We start from the raw sequence: 23,094 nt of genomic DNA, 5'->3' as shown, positions 1-23,094 counted from the left end.
CAGAACCTGTCATATGGCAAGCTTCGTTTCCTCCACCAGATCGGTGAACAACAGGCCGATCAGCCGGTTTCGAAGCGCGGTATAGGTTGCCGTGTTGGCCAGCAGCGACCAGTTGCGGGGGCGGGACAGCCCCACCTCGATCTGCTCTTTGATCCCTTTGGAGCAGGCGGACAGTACCACGATGCGGTCGGAAAGCAGGATGGCTTCATCCACGTCATGGGTGACGAAGACCACGGTCTTTTTCTTTTCGCCCTTGCGCCACAGTTCCAGAAGCAACTCCTGCAGTTTCATCCTGTTGCGGGCGTCGACCGCACTGAAAGGTTCGTCCATCAGCAGGATGTCAGTATCCATGGCGAACGCCCTGGCGATAGTCACCCGCTGCTGCATGCCGCCGGACAGCTGGTTGGGATACTTGTCTCCGACATCATGCAAGCCCACCAGGTCAAGATAGCGGTCGGCCATGGCCGAGACGTTTTTTCTGGTCATGCCGCCGGGGCATTGCCGCAGGCCGAAAATAACGTTGTCGCGGGCCGTCATCCATGGGAACAGGGCGTAATGTTGAAAAACCACCCCGCGCTCATGGCCTGTCCCCGCGATTTCCCGGCCATTGAGCAGAATGCGCCCCCCGCTGGGACGGCTCAGTCCCGAAAGCAGTCGCAGCACCGTGCTTTTGCCGCATCCGCTGGGGCCGATGAAGCTGACGAACTCACCCTCGCGGATGGTCAGGCTCACATCCTCGACCACCGGGCCGGCCACTCCCTGTTGCTGGTAGGAGAACGTGACGTTCTCCAATCTGATCTTTCCCATCCTCTCCCCCATATCATGGTTCCGCCCGCCGGATTTCCGGCGGGCGGAACCGTTGCGATCCATTGAATTAAACCGGCAACCGCGGCGGTCAGTTGTTGGCCGTGAATTCCGTGGCAAGCCGGGCGTAGTTTTTGTTGCCGGGGTCTTCCTTGATCAGGCGATCCAGCGCGGCCTGGTAGACACGCGTATCGATGTGAGCGTTGATATCGATAGCTGTTTTGATGAAGCCCGTGTTTTTCATGATGTCCCAGTATCTGTTGACGGATTTTTTCAGGGGGTCGGGGCTGCAGACCATGGTGGCATCGGCCGCGTAGGTTTCCTTGTCGAGATATTTCTTGTCGACCTTGACGTATTTGGCGGTGATATCGATGGTTTCTTCATGGTTGGTTTGATAGAAATCGTAGGCCTTGATCAGGGCGGCCATGAAGCGCTGCCAGAGTTCCGGGTTTTGCTCCAGGTTGGAGCGCATGACGGCCTGTCGGCAGCAGACGTTGTTTTCGAACAGTTCGGTGATGTACATGGCGACCTTCACGCCCATGTCTTCCGCCATGGCGACGAACGGCGTCCAGATCAGGGCGGCGTCGACGGTGCCTTTTTTCAAGGCTTCCATGGTAGCGGCCGGCGATTCCATCTCGGTGATGGTTGCGTCCCCCTTGCGCCAGTCGATGCCGGCATCGATCAGCGCCCCCCGGAAGATCACGTCGGCCGTGGAGAGCCTGACACTGGCGATCTTCTTGCCGCGGTAATTGCGGATATCCTTCAATTCGTCATAGCGCTCGGGCGCGCACACCAGGGCGCACGCACCGGAGTTCTGCCCGCCGATGACCACCACGTCCGCGCCCTTGGCCACGAACGCCAGCGGTGCCGAGACGCCGAAGCTGCCGACATCGAGCTTGTTGGCGATGGTGGCGTTCAGTCCCTCTGCCGAATTGGTGAACAGGAACAGCTCGGCGTCGATGCCCTCTTGTTCGAAGAAACCCTTCTCCTTGGCCACGAAATAGAGCAGGTGCTCCGGCGAGGCCAGGTAGCCGACATTCACCTTGTCGAGTTTTTTGGCGGATGCCGCGCCATCGACGGCGGCATCTTTCTTGTTGTCGCATCCCGTGAGCAGAATGCCGGCGGACAGACAGATCAGCGCTGCCACCGAAAACCACTTTTTCATCATTGTTTCCTCCTTGAGAGATGTTCGGCCCAGCGAAGTTGTGTTCGATGGCCGTGCAGTATATTGCAGATGCGCCTTACGGCGTGAACGGTTATCCTGAATCCGCGGGAGCCGGCCGCACTGGCAAAACCGATCGCCTGTCTGGACGATCAGGTCATGGAGTCGAGCTTGGCCACGGTGACGGGCCAGCCGACTTCCCGCACCGTGTCGAGCATGGCGTCGATGTTGGCGAAGGGCACCTCGGTCGGCAGGCTGCAGCCCGAGGCGACGATGAATCCACGCGGGTTGTCGTGAGCTTTGCGGATGCAGTCCAGGGTTTCCGCCCGCACATCCGCGGGACTGCCCTGGAGCAGGGTTTCGGCCGTGGCCACGTTGCCCATGACCCGCACCCGGTGGCCGACGGATTCCTTGGTTTTGCGCAAATCCTCCATTTCGTCGATGCTGATGCAGTCGGCGCCGGCGTCGGCCATCAGCGGCCAGATGCGTTCGGTCTTTCCGCAGATATGCAGCGTGACCGGTTTGCTGTGCTCATGCATGAAGTCGCACAGGCGCTTCAGGTAGGGATAGGAGAATTTCTCGAAGTGGGCTGGACTGATAATGGTGCTGCTGGAGACCGGTTCGGTCAGGCCGAAGGTGCAGCCGATGTCCAGCACCGCCCGGGCGTAGTTGAGGGCCGAGGCCAGCGCGATTTCGCACAGGCTGTGGACCCCTTCGGGGTTGCGGTGCATCATGCGGACCAGGTTGTCGGTGCCGATCAGAAACGAGGCGGTGGTCAAGGGGCAGACCACCGCGCCCGCCACCGGCACCTCGTGGCCAACCCGCTCATGGGCGATTTCCAGAGCCTGCAGCAGAGCCGGCAGGTTGCCGTCCCGCCGGGGATCGACGGGCTGCAGACGCCCGATATGGGCGATGTCGTCGATGGCCGAGTTTTCCAGGTGGGCGGTTTCGTCGGGGGGATAGCAGACATTCGCTCCCATGGCCTCGGCCAGCACGTAGAGGTCGGTGAATATCCGGACCGTGTCGTAGCCGAAACGCCGGTAGGCCGCCAGGTGGGCTTCGGCGATGAGCGGTCCGTTGTCGCGAAATTCGGAAATTTTGCATCCCAGAACCCGGGCCGCGCCATTGCCGACCACGGGCACGCAGGGCAGACGATCCAACGGCTCGCCCTTGTCATAGGCGGAAAACCGCTCCATCGGTGTCATTTGATCCTTGTTCATGAGCTTTCCGTTCTCCTGGGAGGATAAAAAACAGGCATGGCGGCCGGTCGGGCCTGACATGCCGGGTTGCCGGCATCGGTCCGGGTCAGGCGGCCTTGACGTCGGCGAAGAGCTGGTTGGCGACCCGCACCGCGCTGGCGGCGTTGTCGGCGTAGCCGTCCGCTCCGATGCGGTCGGCAAAGGCCTGCGAGATCGGTCCGCCGCCGATCAGCACCTTGAACTGGTCGCGGATGCCCTCCTGCTCGAGCATGCGGATGATCGCGGCCATGCTGTCCATGGTCGTGGTCATCAGGGTTGAGAGGCAGATCAGCCGGGCGCCGACCTCCTGCGCCTTGCGCACGAAGTCGGCCAGGGGAACATTGCGGCCGAGATCGTAAATTTCGAATCCGGCGACATCGAGCATGATTTTGACCAGGTTTTTGCCGATGTCGTGGGTGTCGCCCTCGACGACCCCGATCACGCAGCCGATCCTGCTTCGCGCGTTATCCTTTTTGATGTGGGGTTTGAGGACCTCCAGACCGGCATACAGGGCATCCGAACAGATCAGCAGTTCGGGCACGAAATATTCCTCCTGATCGTAGAGTTCGCCGGCCCTGTTCATTCCCACCACCAGACCGTTGGTGATGGCATCAAACGCGTCCAGGCCGATATCAATCGCCTCCCTGGCCACCGCCACGGCCAGATCCTCATCCATGTTGAGCACTCCCTCCGCCAAATCCTTGAGAATTTCTTCCCGTGATCTAGCCATCTGCAGCCTCCTTCCACTGTACTGAATGAATAAACTTCTCGTTCCGTTACGCACGGAAAACGATTTATGGTCAGAAAAAAACCGCTCCAATGCCTGCTGAAAGGGCATGATCAGAGCGGGTTTCGTCGGGTCCGCACGTCGGCGGAGGGCGAAATAGGCGCTTATGTTGCCTGATGAACCCGGATCTTGACGGCGGGTTGACGGCCGAAACAACGCCGGCTTCGTGAGAATAAGGACTGCTCGCGGTTTCCCGGTCAGGCGATTTTTTTGCGGCAGATCATTTCGATGAATGCCTCGATGCGCACCTTGAGCTGTTCGGTATCCGATGCAGAGTAGTCGGTTTCGATCTGCAGAAAGGGCACTTTCGAGGTGTTCCGCACATGGTTTTTCAGACTGGCAGACTCGATGTTGTAGGTGTGACAGGCCTGCCAGGTGAGATCGACGACACCGTCCGCCCGGAAATCGCGGACAAGTTTCTCGACCAGTTCCATGCGTCCCTGGTTGGGTGACATGCATGAACAGGGTACGCGCAGGTAACGTTCGGCCAGGGCGGCGAGCGGATCGCCGTCACTGGCAACCGGGTCAACCTTCTTGTAGGCAGTGCAGCTTTCGAAGCAGACGACGCTGGCACCGCAGTCCTCGATGATCCGCACCACCTTGTCCGAGCCGATGCCGATGGGTACGCCGCTGAGCAGAATGCGCGGAGTTGCCGGCGTGTAGGGCGACCGTCCTGCCGTAGCCATGTCCTGCAGTTCGGCCGTGAGCCGGTCCACCAGCTCGATGACTTCGCGCTTGTCGCAGGAAAACCCGCGGTTATGAAGTACGGTGAGCATGTCCAGCCCGCTGATGGGTGCGGGCACATGCCGGCAGACATCCTGCAGTGCTTGCAGGGAGCGCCGTTCGTCGTTCATCAGGCGGATGGCTTCGCGCAGTTTCTCTTCAGTTATCTCTACGCCGAACATCTCTTCAAGCCGACGCTTAAGGCGCAGCATTTCGCCGGTCCAATAGGTCAGCGCCGTGTCGTCCTGCGTCTGCGGCAGCTGCATGACGTGCAGCGGTTTCATGGCGCTGAGCAGTTCATACATCTTCTTTTTACCGTCACAGGTCGTTTCGGCCAGTATAAGGTCTGCAAAATGGAAGTACGGGCAGGTATCGGTGACGGCAAAGCCGTAGCTGGATTTGATGAGCGGGCACAGATTGCGCGGCAGGATCTTTTCCGCTGCCGGGATCGGGGTCTGGCTTGTGCCGCAGAGGGATACGGCAACGGCCCCTGCCGCCACGACCAGTTCCACCGGGGAGTAGAGACAGTAGGTTCCGACCACGCGCAGTCCATTTTCCCGGGCTTCTTTCAAGACCAGCGGATTTCTTTCGCGCAATGTGGATATTTCGGCAAAGGTTTCTGTTTTTATCATGGGAAAGGTTCTCATTCGGGTGAAAAGGAGGTCGTGATTTCATGGCCGATCAACGCTGCGCCCAGGGCCCCGACAAACTGGGGGCAGGCAGGAACGTGCAGTTCTGTACTGAGGCTTGCGGCGATTTTTTCACAGATATCGCAGTTCTGGGCGATGCCACCGGTAAAAATGACGGAATCCCGCAGGGGCACTTTGCCGGCGAGACAGTGGAGCCGCCGGGCAATGGTGTCGATGATGCCGGCGGCGATGCCTGCTTTTTCGACGCCGCGCGCCAGCAGGCCGATGACCTCCGACTCCGCGAAGACCGTGCACATGCTGGAGAGGGGCACCGGTTCGGCCGTAGCCGCCAGGGCGCCGAGTTCGTCCAGGCTGACATCCAGGCTCGCCGCCATGACCTGAAGAAAACGGCCCGTACCGGCGGCGCACTTGTCGTTCATAATGAAGTCGGACACCGCACCCTGCTCGTCGAGGGCGATGACCTTGCAGTCCTGCCCGCCGATGTCGATCACCGTGCGGGTCGCGGGGTGGAGAAAATGGGCGCCCAGGGCGTGACAGGTGATCTCCGTGACCCGGCGGGTGAAGATGGGCAGGGAGATGCGTCCGTAACCGGTGCCGATGATGGCGCCCACCCGGTCCTGTGCCACGCCGGCGGCCTCCAGGGCTTCGTCCAGCACCTGCAGGCCGGCTTTTTTAGGGTCCCAGCCGGTGGGTGTGACGGCCTGGCCGAGAACCCTGTCGGTCAGCACCACCGCCTTGGTGGCGGTGGAGCCGATGTCGATGCCGACGCTTATGGGGCCTTGGTCATTGGGCGGCATGGACCGTCTCCTGTTCAAGCCGGGCGAGGATGTGTACCGCCAGGGCGCCGTAGCGCGGGTTGGCCCGGTCGCGCGGACGGGGCATGGGGACATCGATGATTTCCCGGATCATGCCGGGGGTGGCGGACATGACAAAGATGCGGTCGGCGAGAAAGATCGCCTCGTCGACGCTGTGAGTGACGAACAGGATGGTTTTGCGGTTGGTCTGCCAGATGCGCAGCAGTTCCTTCTGCAGCACGATGCGCGTATAGGCGTCCAGCGCGCCGAAAGGCTCGTCCATCAGCAAAACATCGGGATCGGTGGCCAGGGCGCGGGCGATGGCGACCCGCTGCTGCATGCCGCCGGACAACTCGTAGGGAAAGGCCTGGGTGAATGATTCCAGCCCTACCAGTTGCAGGTAGTCGAGGGCCCGCCGTTCCCTGTTCCTTCGTTCGTAGCCGGCGAATTCCATGCCTGTCGCAACGTTGTCCAGGACCGTGCGCCACGGGAACAGCGAATATTCCTGAAAGACCATGCCGATCTGACGATGGGGCGCCCTGATCGGGGTATCCTGATACATGACGCTGCCCGAGCTGGCCTGCTCAAGACCGGCGATGATCCGCAGCAGGGTCGATTTGCCGCAGCCGGAGGGACCGACGAGGCAGATGAATTCATGGGCGCCGACCTCAAAGTTGATATCCTTCAGAGCCTGGACGCATTGCCCTTTTTCCGTGATGAAGCTCTTTTGGGTTTTGGTGACCCGGATGACCTGTTCCATGGAACCCCTCAACGGCCAAGTGCCTGCCATGTAAATTTTTTGTCTTCAAACCAGCGGAAGCCGAGGTCGAGCAGGGCGCCCACGGTACCGATACTGATCATGCCGGCGATGACCACGTCGGTGCGGGCGATGGTAAAGGCATGGGTGATCAGGTACCCGACGCCGGACATGCTGCCGGGTAGCATTTCCGCCGACACCAGGCACATCCATGAAACGCCCAGGCCGATACGCATGCCGATGACGATGCCCGGCGCGGCGCCCGGCAGGAGCACCTTGAGAAAGATGTCGCGTTTGCGCGCGCCGAGCACGCGGGCAGAATCGATCAGGGTCTTGCGCACGCTCCGCACCCCGGTGATGGTGCTGGTGAGTACCGGGTAGAAGCCGCCGATGAAGATGATGAAAATCATGGAGAATTTCAGGTTGTTCAGATACAGGTAATATTGGCCCGGCTCGACTTCCAACAGGGTTGCCAGGCTTGCGACGCCGAACCAGGCGAGCACCAGGGGCACCCAGGCCAGAGGAGGGATGGGCCTGAAAATTCCAAGAAAGTTGCTGAAAAACCGGTTGACCGTGCCGTAGTACCCCATGAGAATGCCGAGGGGCACGGCCACGAGTACCGCCGTGAAATATCCGGACGCCACCCGTGCCAGGCTCACGATGATGTTCCCCAGCAGCGATCCCATGCTGATGAGGTCCCGGTCCGGGTGGACGAGAATGGCGAAGACGCTGTCCGGCGAGGGCAGAATGATCTCGTTGTCGATATACGGCGCGAGACACTGCCAGCACAACAGCAACAGCAGCGGTGCAATGATCGGGATGGTGTATTTGATTGCTTTATCTTTCATGGCGGCCAGGTGGCCGAGCTTTCCCTGCTTTGCGGTGATTTGCAGGGATGTCCGCCCGGCCAGGTAAATCGTTTGGGCCCGGCCGGTGCCGCCGCATGCGTCAGGGAGGCGGTACGGATGCGGCGGCACCGGCCAGGCCGGAAGTGTGTGCGGGCAATCAGGGCAGGTAGTCAAATTCGAACAGACGACCCTTGGCCTCCTCGAGGTTTTTGCCGGCCAGGGGACCGGAGAGCTTGTGGAGCCGGTTCAGCATGTCCAGATAGGTGGCGGCGCCGCGCATCCAGTTTTGCGAGGGCTGCACGGTGTAGATGATGGTCGATTTCTCGACCGCCGCGGTCGGGGTGCCCATCCATTTTTCCGCGATGGCGGCGACCTCCTGTTTGTGACTGTTGCTCCACGAGGCACTGGCGGCCATGAGCTTCACCAGCTTCTCCACCGCTTCGGCGTTGGTGGCCAGCGTCTCCTCCCTGGCTGCCATGACGCAACAGGGGAAGTTGTGCCATGCGCCTGCGGGCGGCAGGTCGCGCAGGTCGGTGACAATTGTGCCTACCCCTTTAAGTTCGATCATCTCGGGGAAGGGGGCGGGCGCCACGACGCCGTCCACCTGGCGGCTGGTGAGGGCGGGAATGAAGTTCGCGGTGGATTTGATGTCGACCAGCAGAATATCCGCCGTGGCATCGTTGGGGTTTTCCGTAACCTTGATATCGGTGCCTGCCAGGGCGCTTTCAAGGATGATTTTCGGCGCGCTGGTCGGCGAGTGATAGCCAATAGTCAGAGGGCGCGGCGATTTTTTAGCCCGGTCGATGAAAGCGTCCCATGTAGAGAGGTTGCTGCCCTTCGGAGCGACCAGGGCCATGCCGTCCACATGGGTGGGACAGAGGATTTTGACCTGCGCCCCCCGGTCGATGCCTGACATGATGGCGGTCACGGAAGCCATGGCCATGTCCAGACGCTTCATGGCGAACATGGTGGCGGTCTCCGATCCGCTCTTGTTCAGAACAAGGTCGATCCGGGCCAGTTTTCTGCCGTCGGCATACAGTTCGTATTTTTCCCTGGGCAGCACTTCCTTGAAATAGGCGCCGGTATTTTCAAAAGCCTTGCCTTTGGCCAGGGCGGCGATCAGCGGCATGTGATGGGTGGTATAAATGTAGCCGAAACGGATAGTCGGAACGGCCGGACCGGCCGCGCCGGAAAGAGTCGGCGCCAAGCTCAGCGCGCCGAGGATGGCCAGAAGGGAAAAAACGGTGTTTACGAGACGGGTGGTTGTTGATTGCATGATGAAACGGCCCCCTTTTCATTTAATGAGAAGTCCAATGAACACGGGCATGATAAAAGGCGGCATGAGGGGTGTCAAATGGATAATTCCTATAAAAGCGATACCGTCAAGCGGTATACTCCATATGTCCAGGGAAGCAGAGGGTGATGCGACTCCTTTTCGGTTTGGCCTTGCTCGCTGGAACCCTCGGGTTGTGGGTTGCGGGAACGGCCGCGTCCGGCAGGGAAAAAACTGTCTCAAAAAGTGTTTTTGTTTGTTTGGTGCGGCGGATAGCGGCGATGCGCTTTTGGGAGGGGGGGGCAAGGGGATAAGTCGGCGTCGCGGCCGGTTGCCGATTCGCCAGGTCGGCTTCAGTGTGATGGAAAACTGCCAGCAGGCTGAATCCAGCCTTTTCAGACAGTGTTAAACCCGGCTGCCGGTCTCATCGTAACCCTTAATGGTCTGATAATCCCCGCCTTCCCGGCGATACAGCTCCCACTCCGGAATACCGGTTCCGGCAACCATCGCCAACAGGCGTTCGAGAACATCAGGGTGGAATTCCACCGCCATGCCGCAATCGGAGGAAATCTGTCGGGGCGTCGGAATCAATTCTACGGGAATCCCCTGGGTCTTCGCTCCCTTTTCAACCTTCAGGATGTGATGGATCGAGGGAAGAATCAGTACGTAAAAGCCCTCTTTTTTCATGCTTCCTCCTGCTCGGCTATCGCATGCAGAGCCCGAACGGCTTGCTGCATATCGTCTAACGTGTTGAAATAGCTCATGGAAAGCCGTACTGTCCCCTCGGGGCAGGTTCCCAGGGTCTGGTGAGCCAGCGGGGCGCAATGCAGGCTGGCCCGACAGGCGATACCGAAATCCCGGTCCAGGGACCGGGCGATGGCACCGGGATCCCGGCCGTTGATGGTGACGGATACCACCGCGGTCTGCCTTGCCGGATCCGCCGGGCCGTGAATGCGGATCCTGTCGTGTCCGGCAAGGCCGTCGATCAACAACCGGGTCAGGGACATTTCGTGCGCCCTGACCGTTGCGACCCCCGTCTCCTGCAGAAACCGTACTCCCGCATGCAATCCGCATACTCCAGGCACATTGGGTGTGCCGGCTTCCAGTGCATCGGGCATAAAACCGGGATGGGCCAGGTCCTCCGAACGGCTGCCCGTTCCACCCTGCATCACAGGCGCAAGGCGCAGCGACGGAGCGACATACAGGCCGCCGGTCCCCATCGGCCCAAGCAATCCCTTGTGACCGGCGAAGGCCAGCATGTCGATGCCGGATTGCACGATATCGATGGGCAGGGCACCCGCTGTCTGCGCCGCATCGACCAGCAGCGGTACCTCGGGCAGACGCTGCTTCACGTCGGCGACAGGAAAGATCGTGCCGCAGACATTGGAGGCGTGGGTAAGGACCACAAGCCTGGTGTCGGCTTGCACGGCCCGCTTCACATCGTCCGGATCGAGCTCGCCCCGCGGGCTGCAGGGCACCACCGTCAGGGTGATCCGCCCTTGCTGCTGCAGGGTGTGCAGCGGCCGCATCACCGAATTGTGCTCCATGGAGGAGGTGATGACGTGTCCACCATCGGTCAGGTAGCCGTAGAGGGCCGTGTTGAGGGCCATGGTGGCATTGCAGGTGAAGACGATGCGGGAGGAATCCCCGGCATTAAAGAATTCCGCCAGAGCCTCGCGGGCGGCGAATATCTCGCGGGCTGCCGCCGCAGCCAGCGGATGGCCGCTGCGTCCGGGGTTGCCGCAACTGTTCCTGCCGCAATCGACAACCGCTTCCCAGACCGAATCCGGCTTGGGGAAAGTGGTCGCGGCATTGTCGAGATAGATCATGGCTGCACCACCCGCTCGAAGGTGCGCAATGACGTGATGACATCGAACATGTTGGTGGCTTTACCGACCCGCAGCTGTTCCTTGAGACCGAAAAAATCGAGGCAGGTTCCACAGGAAAAGATTTCCACCCCCTGTTTTTCCAGGTGCTGCAGGGTCTCGAGAACCGCGGAACCTTCCGTCGCCAGGCGCACGGCGCTGTTGAGGAAAATCATCCGTTTCGGCAGCGGCGGCATGTCGAGGAGCGATTTGATGAAACTCTGCATCAGCAACTCTCCCAGCTTATCGTCCCCGCTGCCGATCCTGTCCGACACACAATAGACCAGGGTCGCATCCTGCTCCGCGGCAGAACTCGGTCGAGGCTCCCCGATGGCGGCATTCTCCGCTCTCAGCAGAAGATGAATATCGCTCCCCTTGCGGGTCACGTCGACAACCGCCCACTGACGGCCGGCGGCAAGTCGCGAAACGTTCTCGAAGGCGATGTCGTCGTTCAGCAGCACTTCGATCTCTCCGTCCGGCGACGCCTCCATCGCCTTTTTGGTCTTCACCACGGGCTGCGGGCAGGGCAATCCCCGGCAATCGATAACACATTTGGCCATGCTTCCTCCAAAAAATAAGGGCATTCGGGGTGTGAAATCCCTTTTCCGACACAGATTCACATCTGGATCAAGGGAAAAAATGGAAACGATTCTAAACCGAATCCACAACCTGCAAAACCTGTTTTTCGATGTCAAACCGGGCCAACGGGGAGACACCTGTGCTTGCGCCGCGCGACTTTCAATTCAGATGAAGTGACAAGAATTTGATTTATCGGGGCCGGGCAGGCGTCTGAAAGGTGATGAGCTGCTAAGGGTGACAGGTCATCGCCGCAGGCGCCCGAAATCGGCAACCGGCGGCGCTCGCATCCATATTCGAGAACCTATCACCCCTGCATTTGGCCGGTCAACGAAAAATCCTCATGCCGGCTCCGCTCTACGGCCAGCACGCTTCCTCAACCCTCAAAATCCGTTAAATTACCTGAAGGTGGCTTTACAGAGTCCAAAAAATGAATTCTGTAGACACGACCCCAATGACACTGCGACCCCAATGACACTGTTTCTGTTTGTTTTCGAGTTGCGGTTTTTTCTAGCGGCAGTAGGATTTCTATTGATTCCGTTTGAAAGAAATTTCGAAATCGACGGGCTGTACACGCTAGTATCCATCCGGAAACTCCGGATGAAAACAAGCTATAAGGACGATAAATTCTGCTTGCCAAAACTAAGGATATGAGCATGTCTTCCGAGTATAGGTGGGAAACTAACGTTAACATGGTGCTCGCCGGTGCAGCAGGTCAAGGCATACAGACCATTGAACAGGGGGTGACCCGATTGCTGAAACAGGCCGGGTTTCATGTCTTTGCCACCAAAGAGTACATGTCCCGCATTCGTGGCGGCAGCAATTCTACGCAGATCCGTATCGCTTCTCATCCGATTGCCGCCCCCCTGGATCGAATCGACCTTTTTATTCCCCTTGACGAGGCGGCTTTTATACGCTACTCGCCAAGACTGACTTCTGCCAGTCTGGTTCTCGGCGATCGGTCTCGGCTACCGAGTCATCCAGGGCTTGTCGATATGCCGCTAGCAGCCCTGGCTGAAAAAGCCGGCGACAGCCGCTATGCCAACAGTGTGGCCATTGGTGCGGTTATGGGCCTCTTGGGCGTTTGTCCGAATCTGATGAATGACTTCTTGTGCCAGCGTTATGTTGACCAGCCAGAAAAGGTGATCGAAGGTAACCAGGCGGCAGCAACCGCAGGCTATGAAGCCGGTCGCAATTTGGTGGAAAACGGCCGGGTGCAGATAGCGCTGCAATCCTCTCCAGGCGTATCCAATGACCTGCTTCTGAACGGCAGTGAGGCGGTTGGACTCGGCGCCCTGGCCGGAGGCTGTAACTTTATCTCGTCCTACCCGATGTCGCCAGCTACGGCTGTGCTGACTTTCCTGGCCAGGCAGGCGGCCGATTTTGGCCTGGTGGTCGATCAGGCCGAAGATGAAATCGCCGCCGTCAATATGGCGCTCGGTGCCTGGTTCGCCGGTGCGCGCGGGCTGGTTTCCACCTCCGGAGGCGGATTCGATCTTATGGCCGAGGGACTCAGCCTTGCGGGTATGATTGAATCGCCGCTGGTTGTCCATCTTGCCCAACGCCCCGGGCCGGCCACCGGGCTGCCCACCCGCACCGAGCAGGGTGATCTGCTCTTGGCACTCCACAGCGGTCACGGCGAGTTCCCGCGGCTTCTTCTGGCCCCCGGCGGCCTGCAGGAAGCCTTTGCCCTGACCCGCCAGGCGTTTCACCTCGCTGACAAATACCAGGTTCCGGTGATCATTCTCACCGACCAGTTTCTGGTCGATTCATTCGGCAATATTCCGGACCTCGATATCATTGACCTGCAAGTTAAGCATCATTTCATAAAATCCGAGGCCGATTATGCCCGTTACCAGGTTACCGCCAGCGGCATATCGCCCCGGGCTTTACCCGGCTACGGCGAAGGGATGGTCTGTCTCGACAGCGATGAGCACGATGAGTCGGGACACATCAGCGAAGACCTTGCGTTGCGCCGCACTATGACGGAAAAACGCTTGCGCAAAGGCGGTGAGTTATTGAATGACGCCATTGCTCCGAAGCTTTTGGGGAGCAGCGATTATCACACCCTTGTGATCGGCTGGGGATCCACCTGTCATGTCCTTCGGGAGGCTTTGGAAACCCTCGGGGAACAGCCGGTGGCCGGGCTCCATTTCAGCCAGGTTTATCCATTACCGCCTCAGTCCGAACAATGGCTGCTGCGGGCCGAACAACTGGTGGTGGTGGAATGCAACGCCACCGGGCAGTTTGCCGATCTGCTTGAGCAGGCTGCCGGTTGCCGCATCGATCATCGGATATTGAAGTACGACGGACTGCCTTTTACCGTGGAGGACCTTGTCGCCCGATTGCGGGCCGCGCTCGATCTGCCGGACCAAACAGACCAGGAAGGTGGTATATGATGCCCCAGGATTACGAGCTGCCCGATTTGGATATCGCCTGGTGCCCCGGATGCGGCAATTTTGGCATTCTAACGCTACTCAAGAAGGCCTTGGCGGAACTTTCGATAGAGCCCCGGCAACTTGTCATCGCTTCGGGGATAGGGCAGGCCGCCAAAACCCCTCATTATCTGAAATCCCACGTGTTCAACGGCCTGCATGGCCGGGCTCTGCCAGCCGCTACCGCCATCAAGGCAGGTAACCCGCAATTGACGGTCATCGCTCAAGGGGGCGACGGGGACATGTACGGCGAGGGGGGAAACCACTTTTTGCATGCCATCCGACGCAACCCCGATCTGACACACCTGGTGCACGACAATATGGTTTACGGTCTGACCAAGGGGCAGGCCTCGCCGACCAGCCAGCCGGGATTCGTCACCCCCCTGCAGGTCGACGGCGTCTGCCAGGAACCCTTCAACCCCCTGAGCGTCGCTATCGCCCTGAACGCCAGTTTCGTGGCGCGCATATACGTCGGCGCCGTTGCACACGCGGTGACCGTTCTGAAAGCGGCCCTCCGCCATCACGGCTATGCATTGGTCGATATTCTGCAGCCCTGCGTCAGTTTCAATCGGCTCAATACCTATGAGTGGTTTGAAGAACACTGCTATTTTTTGGAAGAGGGACATGACCCGGAGGATCGTCAGGCAGCCTTCGCTCGGGCCTGCGAAACCGAGCGACTTCCTCTCGGCATTTTTTATCGTGATTCAAAAAGAAAAACCTTCGAAGAACATTTGGCGGCATACAGGCACGATAGTCGTCCTCTTTACCAGCGGTCCCCGAACACAGGCAGGTTGCATGAGCTGATAAATGATAAACGTCTCAATTAATCAATGACATCTGCTGGCAAAACAGCAAAATCCGGTCGGGACATATGCCAAAAGAAGGCCGGGAGTGAACTCCCGGCCTTGGTCATTTCACAAGAGTTCGCTTATCACCATATTACGGGCACTATGTTTGAGCATGTCAATGTGTCACTCTCGCATACCTGGTAGGTGGCTGAACCGCCTCCTTTGCCCAAAGGACCGTCCGTGTACGCCTCATCGTTAGGGGTGGTGGTGATTTTGTCGCCGTTGCGGTAGACATCCACGTTGCTTGAGGCCGCGCCGTTCCAGGTCAGGTCCGCATATTGGGTGCCTCTGACTTTGTAAGCGGCAACGTTGAGCACAATGGTATCGCCCCCGCTGCCATCAACGGTGATCGCAATACTGGTGCTGCCGGTTAAGCCGCCGGAATCGGCCACAGAAGCGGTGATGGTGTGTAAGCCGCCGCTAAGGATCGCGCTGAAAGAGCCACCCGTACCGATCGGTCCGTCCACATCGGAGGCCCAGCTCAAAGTGTCGGTGAGGTCTCCGTCTTCCGTGTCGGATGCTGTGCCGGTGAAGGTTATGGTAGCGCCAGAGTCGAACGAAGCCCCATCGGTCGGATTAGCGATATCGGCGGTAGGAGGATTATTGGTTGGAGCAGGGCCGCTACCGCTCCCAGCAACCAGCAAGGGAGCAAAGACACTTGAATCGCCGACATCAAGAAGCGCTTCCTGGACACCGTCGCCGGAGTCATCGCTCCAATTGAAGTTGCCCTGGCTGATTACCTGGTTGTAAAGGGTGGCAACATCCGTCGCGTTGTCGGGGTTGTTCCTGCTCGCCAGCAAAGCCAGCGCCCCCGCGACATGAGGGCTGGCCATGGAAGTGCCGCTGATGGTGCCGTATTCTCCCTGCTCCAGGGGAAAGGTGGACAGAATGCAGACGCCCGGGGCAGCCAGGTTGACAGCCGAACCCCAGTTGCTGAAATCGGCCAGGGTGTCGTCCAGGTCGACGCGGCAGGTCGGATCGCCATAGCCGCCCTCCAGCCCATCGAAATCAGCCAACGCGCTGACCGTCAGCACATTGTCAAAAGCGGCCGGGCTGTAGTTGTTCGCATCGGCGCCGGAATTGCCGGCGGCCACGGCGAAGGCCACCCCCTTCTTGACGGCTCCCTGGATGGCATCGTATTCGGCCTGGTTCCACCCGCTACCGCCGAGGCTCATGTTCGCCACTTCGATCTTGTCTGCGTTGGCGGCGACCCAGTCGATGCCGGCAACGATCCAGGAAGTATAACCGGATCCACTGGAATTCAGGACCTTGACCGCCCACAGGCGCGCCCCGGGTGCGACGCCGACAACGCCGATGCCATTATCCAATGCGCCGATGGTGCCCGCCACGTGGGTGCCATGATAATGGTCGTCGTCGCCTCCCGTCTCGCATTTTGCTTTAATCGGGTTGCCGCCGCTGCAGTTTATTCCGCCCACTACATTCAGGTCCGGATGCTGAAAGTCCACGCCCGTATCGATGACGGCCACGTCGACATCGACCCGCCAATCATCGACGCCGTCAATGTCGATAGTATTGTTAAGATCGGCGTAAATTCGCGCAATTCCCGTGGGAAGGGATTGGGCAAAAGCATAGCGGACATCATCCGTCGCCACATAGTTGACCTTGGGGTTTTGTTTCAGGGCGGGCAGCGCCTGGGCTGGTACTGCTATGGAAAACCCCTTGAGTGCGTGCTCATAAACGAATCCCATTTGACCACCAAGCTTTGCGGAGATCTGCCTGGCTTCTTGCGCAGGGGAAGCCACCCAATCATGGAAAACGACGATATATCTTTCATGCTTTAAGGGGTCCGCTTTTATCGCGGGGACGAGACTCAGAGCTATCGCCAGAGCCAATGAAAAGCCGAGCGCAATGCGTTTCATACTCTCCCTCCCTTCACAAATGCCTGAAAATTGGTTTCCTCGGGTCTTTTGTTAATCTGGCTGCCCGTATTCGCAAGGTTTAATCCATAAAGAAAAAGGCCGAGCTGCACCGAAGTAAACCTTCGGCAGCTCGGCCATCTTCCTCCCGGAAGACCCGCGGCTTTCCGTCACTTTCTCGCAAAAGTTCTGGCTTTTTCGAGGGTTTGATTGTAATCAATTATTCCCCTTGGAGACAGCTTGTCAACAGGGGGAAAAATTTACCTTTCTGATGCCGCGATATCCTTTGGAATTTATTTTTTCCTTTCCTGCCGCTTCTGCAGATTTTTGAATATGCTCAGCCGTGCCAGCAATGACAATCGAAAATGCCGCCCGGCCAGCATAAGTGCAGCCGGGGCGGCATTTTCACCGAAACAACCGGCTACGGCGCCGTGAACGTGAGGATTCGCGGGGTCAGGAGTTTGGATGGATCCGGGCCGCTGGTGGTTCCGGGGGCGATGTAGTTGCGCAGGCTGATAATGATCATTCCCTGCAGGGCCGGATCTCCCTGGGTGGACATGCCGCTGATCTCGGTGCAGTTCTCCATGCCGCCAGGCACGTCCTCAAGTGCGGCGCAGTTGTCGGTAAAGTAGCGGACAAAGAACTTGTCGGTGTTGGCCACGGTGGATGCGTAGACGTCCGCGGATCCTTTTAGTTGCGTGTCCAGAAGGGTCCCGTTCGGGACGCCCCCCATGATCGACGCGTCGTTGGCCGACAAGCCGACATAGACGGCGTTATCCGTTTCCGTCGCCAGGGTGGCGACCACGGCATAGACCTCCCCGGAACCGGTCGGGCGGGGCGTTGAGAAGTAGTAGGCCGCCTCCTGCTGGTCTCCCAGGCAGTCCATGCCGATATCGCGGCAGTACGGTCCGGTCCAGCCGTAGTCACTCACAAGATTTGCGAGGAAGGACGAATCCGGCGGGAGCTGTGCACAGTCGGGACTGGTGAGGTCCGTATTATTGCTGACGCTCTCGCACACCGCAGCGACGAGGTCTTCCAGATCCGCTTCCATGTCGAGCTCGCTGTTCGCCGTTCTCGGTGCATAGAAAAGCGACCCGTAGCGCTGCGCCGGCCCTAGGGATTCTTGGGCCCGTACGCGCAGCACTTTCAGCGGAGGATTCGCCCGCCAGATCTCTGCGGCAACATTGTCGTCGGGGACGGCGTAACGGAAGGCGGTGAAAAAGTCGATGGCATTTTTACCCATGCCAAGCGGGCCGATAGGACCGAACTCATCCTGGCGGGGGATCTGCTCGGTAAAGATGTGGTTGTCCGCAACCCCCTGTGCCTGCAAGGCTTCGCGAACCGCCCGGTCCGTCGCCGCGCTCGGGGTGACGATGAAATACCGCATTTCCCCGAAGGGGTAGCCCGACTGCCGCTCCATAACCATGTTATTGACGACATCCCCGAGAGAGGAAAGAGTGATGATGCGGTGCGACCCGGGATTATCGGGCGGGATCGTGGAGAACAGGTACTGCATGGGGAAAGGCAGATCCGGCGTGTTCGCCCACATTTCGTAATCCTTGGTCTTCCAGAGCCCGTGCCCACTGAATGCAAATGTCTGCAGTCCCATGTAGCGGCCCGGGGGCGGCATCTCGCCGTAGATCACCAGCGCCTCGCGTTGGTCGAGGCGGTAGGTGACGCTGTACCCGGGATCCGTTTCGACGAACGCATTCACCGAAGCAGGGTCAACATACTCGTCCGGCCATAATTTCACGACCGGCAGAACGTAGGGGGCCGCGGGGTTGGCTTGAAAGCAGTTCTTCAGGACCGGGTAGGTACGGTCGTAACAGTCCTGCTGGGTGTAAAGCGCTGCATAGCCCTGACTGACCCGAAATCCGCCGGCCTCGAGGTCGGCGATGAGCGCCCCGGTGAAGGCATCGGTCTCAATTTCCGATACAATGACCCTGTTTGCCGACTGTTTGTCCGTTTTGGCCGCAGTGCTGCTTAGCGCCGGAGGTGCGAACGCAAGTCCGCCAAAAAGAAGCGCAGCTACCAGCAGATATCGGAGATCCGACATTGTCCCGGTCATAATCGCCCCCCCTTTCTCGTGGGTGTAATGGCTAAAAATTTTTCCTGCCCCGTGCGCAGGATCCCAATCCCTGCTTACTCTCCGTCACGCACTGCGACAATGCCGCCCAGAACACCTACATATAGCGTTCCGTCGGGGCCCAGGTACGCTCCGGCATAATGATTGTTGTAGAGGACTCCCACCCCGGCGAGAATCTTCCAGACGGTCTCGCCGGTTTCAAAATCGATGGCCGTGAAATACCAGGGATCGGTGGCTGCGGGCCCCTTCGGCTTGGTATAGGTGTAAATGAGACCGGTGGCCAGCGACATCTTCGTGATCAGGGTAGGAATGCTCTCGGATTCATTCGTCCACACCGTTCGGCATGCGTCATTCTCCACATCGATCCGGGCGAGGCCCGGGGTGGTGGTTCGTCCGTGGGTCGTATCCTTCAGCGCGTTCTTGTAGCCAAAATTGTTTTCCACGATGATCGAGGTGTCGGTGGCAACCAGCGAATTTTCGTTGGAGGCCTGACCGGGCTGGAATACCGGCTCGGAGCACACCAAATGTCCATCTGCACGGTCGTACACCAGCACATGCATTTGCGGCTGTCCGTTATCGGTAATGGTTACGAATCTGTCGCCCATCAGAGTCGGGGTCGTTCCCGTCCCGATATCCGTCTGTCCTTCTTTGATATGGGTCCCGGCGTCATATGTTTTCCTCCAGGAGATGGAGGGTGCTCCGTCGGAGTCTGCATCAAAACGATACATTGCCAGGGTGGAGGCAATGTAAACGCCTCCTTCTTCCCCGGCGGCGTGGCCGTTCACGATCCGCTCACCCGGGAGCTGCAGAGAATCGATCACCAGACCCGTATCCATGTCGAGTGTGCCCACAACACCGCCCTTGCTGGTAAACCAGAGAAGCCCCGACCAATCGGGCTGCAATCCCTGGATCGAGTCGCCTTGAGGAATATGGGCGGTCAGATCCCACGGAGCCGCTTCATTGTCATGATGAAAGGACCACAGCCCCGTCGGGCTATCAAAGGAGTAGGAGACCAGCCAGATGGTACGGTCCTTGGTTCCGATAACGATTCGGTTGTCTTGGGCCATGTAGAAATAGGTCCCTGCCGGCCGGAAGCCGGTTCCGGTCAAGGTCTCCCTGGGAAGGTCGAATCGGGCCAGGGTCGCCAGGGTTGTGGCATCGATCAGGGTCAGTTGAACAAAGGCAAATCCCTGCTCTCTCAACACCTTGATGGAGGCCGCAATCAAAAGATTGTTTGCCCTGTCGAATGTCATGCCGACAACGATCGCCTGGATGCCGTCCGGGGGCCCCAGCCAGGTCGATGAAACGACAGGATTACTACCGAGCGGGCCCGGGGTCGGATAGACATCGCTCTGGTAACTGTCGTTGTGCATGCAGTTCCAAGGATTTTCGGCCATAAATGGGTTCTGCGGGACAGGCGTCGTGCCCGTCACCGCTTTCGCCGTTACCGTTTCACCGATGAACATCGGGACAGGAGAAATTTTCTGATTGGGAAGGATGGAACTGTTCGGTATCGGAAGCGCGGCAACGGGATAGATACTTTCAGCTATCGCCGATGAATATCCCGATGCCAGAATAAATAATGACACAATTACTGCAGAAGCCCTTGCGACGATTGAGACCTTCATGGGATCCTCCTCTGCCGGTAAAATTCCGTTTCAGGAAAATTCGACTCCGTTTTTATCGATTACCTCAGATGTAGAGGCATCAACCTAAATTTGCCGTCCAATCTGTCCGGGACATCACGCAACGGCTGCCATGACCATATCGACTCACTCCAGATGAACGGTTTCCCCTCGACCCGGGGGTGCCGTAGAGAGCATCCAGAAGCCTGTATTCTTGGAGTAAGTGTCCAGCTCTCCACGCAATGTCATGAAAACACGCACCTTTTCAGTCGACCCCACCTTCGCGGCGAGCGCCCCGTCCGGGAGTTGCCTGGGATAATCGGTTTCGCCATAACCGCAATCCCACCGCCCGAAAATCCAGAGGGGAGTATACGGATCGGTGTAGGTGGATTGCGTCAATCGGGCCGCTGCAGCCGGAGCGCCCTCGAAGGCAAAACAAGAGCCGAGTCGGGTGCCCGCTGTGTGTCCGGCTTGATATAGTCGCGCACCCCAACCACGATACTGTCTCCTTCCGGGATCATCGTGATCGGGAGTTCGACGCAGTGGTCGTCCGTAATGTCTTGCAGGCCGGAACAATCCCGGGTGCCTCGACCCCATATTTCTTGAGGCGATCCCGGTAAAAAGGCTGCTCCATGGTGTATTTGGTTCCCAGCAACGCAACGGTGCGCAGGCCTTTTTTTTGGATCGCCTCTCCTGTCGCATCGGCGATATGCAGGACGGGAAGGCCGACTTCCTGTTCGACGGCGCCTGCAAGCGAGTTAATCGTGTTGGAAGCGATGACGATGAAATCCGCGCCGCCCCGCTCCAGCCGCCGTGCGGCGTCAAGAATGGTTCGGGTCATCAGCGTCCAGTCGCCTTTGTCTGCCAGTCGCTCCTGCTTGGAAAATTCGCCGAATTCGATGGAGTACATCAGGATCTGCGCGGAACTCAGGCCGCCCAGCCGGTCACGGGCAAGTTCGTTCATGATGCGGTAGTACTCGATCGAGGACGCCCAGCTGACCCCGCCGATGATGCCGATGGTTTTGATGGGACGTTTTTCCGAGACATTGGCAATAGAAAGGTCGTGTATGCGCGCACTATCTTTGTCTAAATCCCGCGCAGGAGGCACGGCGCATCCGCCTATCGTCATAATCAACAGAAGGAGAATGCACAACCAGCTACGCATCAACATCTGTTTCATGATTTTTTCCTTTTGGCCAACGGGGTAAGGTTTGCATCTCATGGTTTCATCTCATGGTTTCATCTCATGGTTTCATCTCAAGGTGATTATTCCTGGATCTGAACCGGAGGCGGTACCCACTTTCCCTTCAGGGCGGCCTTGTCCGGCCAGTACATCCGCAGGGTGAGACTGTAATTGCCCGAGTTCGGGACATCAGGGTCAGCCACAGGCGTGGGGAGCCAGAAACCCAGCTGACTGGAGTCCGGCGGCGGATCCGGCTGCAGCAGGATGTCCACGGCGGTTTGTCCGATAATCGCCTGGTCAGTGCTGTGGATTGCGTAACGGCAGATGGGGTTGTCCACCAGGTAGCCGCCCTTGTCGTAAACCGTTACGGACCAGAACGCGTTGGCCGGCGGTGCCGGGTCGAAATGGATGACATAGTTCTGCGAGCTGTCCAGCTGGACCAGGTTCTCATCGACCACGGCATTGTTCGTGGTTGGATAAAAGCCATCTTCCGGGAGGTTCGCGCCCGGTGCTCCCCAGGCGATGGTCGCGCGGTTCAGGTAGTTCGTGCCGTAGGTGCCGATATCGGACACTGTCACTCGCCAGCCATTCACTGTCTCCCCCAGATTCAGGAATCGATCGCTCATAAGCAGGACGGCGGCGTGCGGGGCGGCATTGATGTCCGCCACCATGTTCGCGGGAGGATTGAAGGGTTCGCCCGGAACGAAGCCGATCGCTTCGAAACTCTTCAGTGCCGGCATGTCCTGGCCGGCGGCAGGATTGTCCCACATGAGATCGGAGAGCATCTGGAAGAACTCGACCCCCGACAGCTGCGCCACCCGTTCGGGAGGAGTGATGGAGGGGACTGGAGACGGACATTCGAAAGGAGGCGCCTCTTCTGCGGGCCACTGGCTCAATGGTGTGAGCGTATACTGCTGCTGGATGTCATGCACGTCGGAATAGTCAATGGACAAACACGTCCCTTCCGGCGGTACGCCGGTATTCACCTGGGTGCGGCCGATGATCCAGACCATGTTGGTGGGGGATTTGATGACCTTGATGGGCCGCGGCAGTTGTCCCTTCCAGTCCGGCCCGACGATGGCGAAGTTCTGGGCGGAAGAACCTGTGGTTCGTGTGCCGGGGGCGGCGAACGTATTGGTCCAGGCATCCATGATCTGCATGACGTAATAAAAACCCGCAGTATCCGGAACGTGCAGGATAATGGGCTCGGTTCGCAGATCCAGGAAGGCTGATGAGTAGAGGGTGTCGTTGTTGGGGCGCCTGACGCTCGTATCGTCGGGAGTCAGTAGCTGGCAGGTATGGGTGAATTGATTCATCGCCTGCAGCTGCCCGGACGTCAGCATGATCTGCCGGGTGAATTCGATCAGTACCAGCGGATAGCCGTAGATGTAGGCATCGATGGCGGTTTCCAGCGTGTCGGAGTGGGCAGGGGTTTGCATCGTGACTGCGTCTATCCCGGCAGCTTCCCCGAACCACAAGGCTGCTGACAGGAGAACAGCGGCAAGAACAGACAGGCAAGCAACTCTGTTTTTGCGAAGCATCGGCACCTCCATTATTGAGGGT

General features: G+C 58.9%; 19 protein-coding genes and 1 riboswitch. Of the genes, 2 read left to right on the top strand and 17 right to left on the bottom strand.

The window, feature by feature from the left end:
* Window positions 1–9 precede the first annotated feature (9 nt).
* From A6070_RS09685 to yedF, 12 genes are all read right to left on the bottom strand, one after another.
* The gene (locus A6070_RS09685; protein WP_072287959.1) at window positions 10–807 is read right to left on the bottom strand and encodes an ABC transporter ATP-binding protein; all 798 of its coding nucleotides are present in this window, start codon (window positions 805–807) and stop codon (window positions 10–12) included.
* A gap of 88 nt (window positions 808–895) precedes the next feature.
* Window positions 896–1,972, bottom strand: coding sequence for an ABC transporter substrate-binding protein (locus A6070_RS09680; protein ID WP_145926332.1), 1,077 nt, complete (start codon window positions 1,970–1,972; stop codon window positions 896–898).
* 146 nt (window positions 1,973–2,118) lie between these two features.
* Window positions 2,119–3,186, bottom strand: coding sequence for a uroporphyrinogen decarboxylase family protein (locus A6070_RS09675; protein WP_072285564.1), 1,068 nt, complete (start codon window positions 3,184–3,186; stop codon window positions 2,119–2,121).
* 85 nt (window positions 3,187–3,271) lie between these two features.
* Window positions 3,272–3,934 (bottom strand): corrinoid protein, encoded by a 663-nt coding sequence (locus A6070_RS09670; protein WP_072285563.1) that lies wholly within the window; start codon window positions 3,932–3,934, stop codon window positions 3,272–3,274.
* A gap of 254 nt (window positions 3,935–4,188) precedes the next feature.
* Entirely contained in the window at window positions 4,189–5,346 is a 1,158-nt protein-coding gene (locus A6070_RS09665) for a double-cubane-cluster-containing anaerobic reductase (protein WP_072285562.1), read from the bottom strand.
* Window positions 5,347–5,357: 11 nt separating this feature from the next.
* Window positions 5,358–6,161 (bottom strand): acyl-CoA dehydratase activase, encoded by an 804-nt coding sequence (locus A6070_RS09660; RefSeq protein WP_072285561.1) that lies wholly within the window; start codon window positions 6,159–6,161, stop codon window positions 5,358–5,360.
* Window positions 6,148–6,918 carry an ABC transporter ATP-binding protein gene (locus tag A6070_RS09655; RefSeq protein ID WP_072285560.1) on the bottom strand — a complete coding sequence of 257 codons (771 nt, stop codon included), beginning with the start codon at window positions 6,916–6,918 and terminating at the stop codon, window positions 6,148–6,150. The genes A6070_RS09660 and A6070_RS09655 overlap by 14 nt, the downstream gene beginning before the upstream one ends.
* Window positions 6,919–6,926: 8 nt before the next feature.
* Window positions 6,927–7,763, bottom strand: a complete 837-nt coding sequence (locus A6070_RS09650; RefSeq protein ID WP_072287957.1) for an ABC transporter permease — start codon at window positions 7,761–7,763, stop codon at window positions 6,927–6,929.
* A 157-nt stretch (window positions 7,764–7,920) separates the two neighbouring features.
* Complete coding sequence (locus tag A6070_RS09645) at window positions 7,921–9,039, bottom strand: ABC transporter substrate-binding protein (RefSeq protein ID WP_072285559.1); 1,119 nt, start codon at window positions 9,037–9,039, stop codon at window positions 7,921–7,923.
* 402 nt (window positions 9,040–9,441) lie between these two features.
* Complete coding sequence (locus A6070_RS09635) at window positions 9,442–9,723, bottom strand: DUF3343 domain-containing protein (protein WP_072285557.1); 282 nt, start codon at window positions 9,721–9,723, stop codon at window positions 9,442–9,444.
* Entirely contained in the window at window positions 9,720–10,865 is a 1,146-nt protein-coding gene (locus A6070_RS09630) for an aminotransferase class V-fold PLP-dependent enzyme (protein WP_072285556.1), read from the bottom strand. Before A6070_RS09630 ends, A6070_RS09635 begins: the two co-directional genes overlap by 4 nt.
* Complete coding sequence (yedF, locus tag A6070_RS09625; protein ID WP_072287956.1) at window positions 10,862–11,461, bottom strand: sulfurtransferase-like selenium metabolism protein YedF; 600 nt, start codon at window positions 11,459–11,461, stop codon at window positions 10,862–10,864. The genes A6070_RS09630 and yedF overlap by 4 nt, the downstream gene beginning before the upstream one ends.
* A gap of 672 nt (window positions 11,462–12,133) precedes the next feature.
* On the opposite strand from yedF, the gene A6070_RS09620 reads away from it, so the two are divergent.
* Window positions 12,134–13,876 carry a 2-oxoacid:acceptor oxidoreductase subunit alpha gene (locus A6070_RS09620; RefSeq protein ID WP_162493575.1) on the top strand — a complete coding sequence of 581 codons (1,743 nt, stop codon included), beginning with the start codon at window positions 12,134–12,136 and terminating at the stop codon, window positions 13,874–13,876.
* Window positions 13,873–14,739: a thiamine pyrophosphate-dependent enzyme gene (locus A6070_RS09615; RefSeq protein ID WP_145926331.1), complete on the top strand. Its 867-nt coding sequence runs from the start codon at window positions 13,873–13,875 to the stop codon at window positions 14,737–14,739. Before A6070_RS09620 ends, A6070_RS09615 begins: the two co-directional genes overlap by 4 nt.
* 104 nt (window positions 14,740–14,843) lie before the next feature.
* Here the strand turns inward: A6070_RS09615 and A6070_RS09610 are convergent, their stop codons facing one another.
* The 5 genes from A6070_RS09610 to A6070_RS09590 all read right to left on the bottom strand — a co-directional run bounded on the left by A6070_RS09610 (window position 14,844) and on the right by A6070_RS09590 (window position 23,072).
* On the bottom strand, window positions 14,844–16,640 hold the full coding sequence (locus A6070_RS09610) for a S8 family serine peptidase (RefSeq protein WP_072285554.1): 1,797 nt from the start codon (window positions 16,638–16,640) through the stop codon (window positions 14,844–14,846).
* Between the two features lie 121 nt (window positions 16,641–16,761).
* Window positions 16,762–16,841, bottom strand: a riboswitch (cyclic di-GMP riboswitch).
* A gap of 217 nt (window positions 16,842–17,058) precedes the next feature.
* Complete coding sequence (locus A6070_RS09605) at window positions 17,059–18,705, bottom strand: hypothetical protein (RefSeq protein ID WP_072285553.1); 1,647 nt, start codon at window positions 18,703–18,705, stop codon at window positions 17,059–17,061.
* Window positions 18,706–18,779: 74 nt separating this feature from the next.
* Complete coding sequence (locus tag A6070_RS09600; RefSeq protein WP_158515875.1) at window positions 18,780–20,120, bottom strand: PQQ-binding-like beta-propeller repeat protein; 1,341 nt, start codon at window positions 20,118–20,120, stop codon at window positions 18,780–18,782.
* Between the two features lie 745 nt (window positions 20,121–20,865).
* Entirely contained in the window at window positions 20,866–21,528 is a 663-nt protein-coding gene (locus tag A6070_RS09595) for an aspartate/glutamate racemase family protein (protein WP_072285551.1), read from the bottom strand.
* 86 nt (window positions 21,529–21,614) lie between these two features.
* Window positions 21,615–23,072 (bottom strand): DUF1254 domain-containing protein, encoded by a 1,458-nt coding sequence (locus tag A6070_RS09590; protein ID WP_158513963.1) that lies wholly within the window; start codon window positions 23,070–23,072, stop codon window positions 21,615–21,617.
* Window positions 23,073–23,094: the final 22 nt, after the last annotated feature.

This window comes from Syntrophotalea acetylenica (assembly GCF_001888165.1).
Classification (GTDB): Bacteria; Desulfobacterota; Desulfuromonadia; order Desulfuromonadales; family Syntrophotaleaceae; genus Syntrophotalea; species Syntrophotalea acetylenica.
This window is presented reverse-complemented; position numbering and strand designations above follow the sequence as displayed.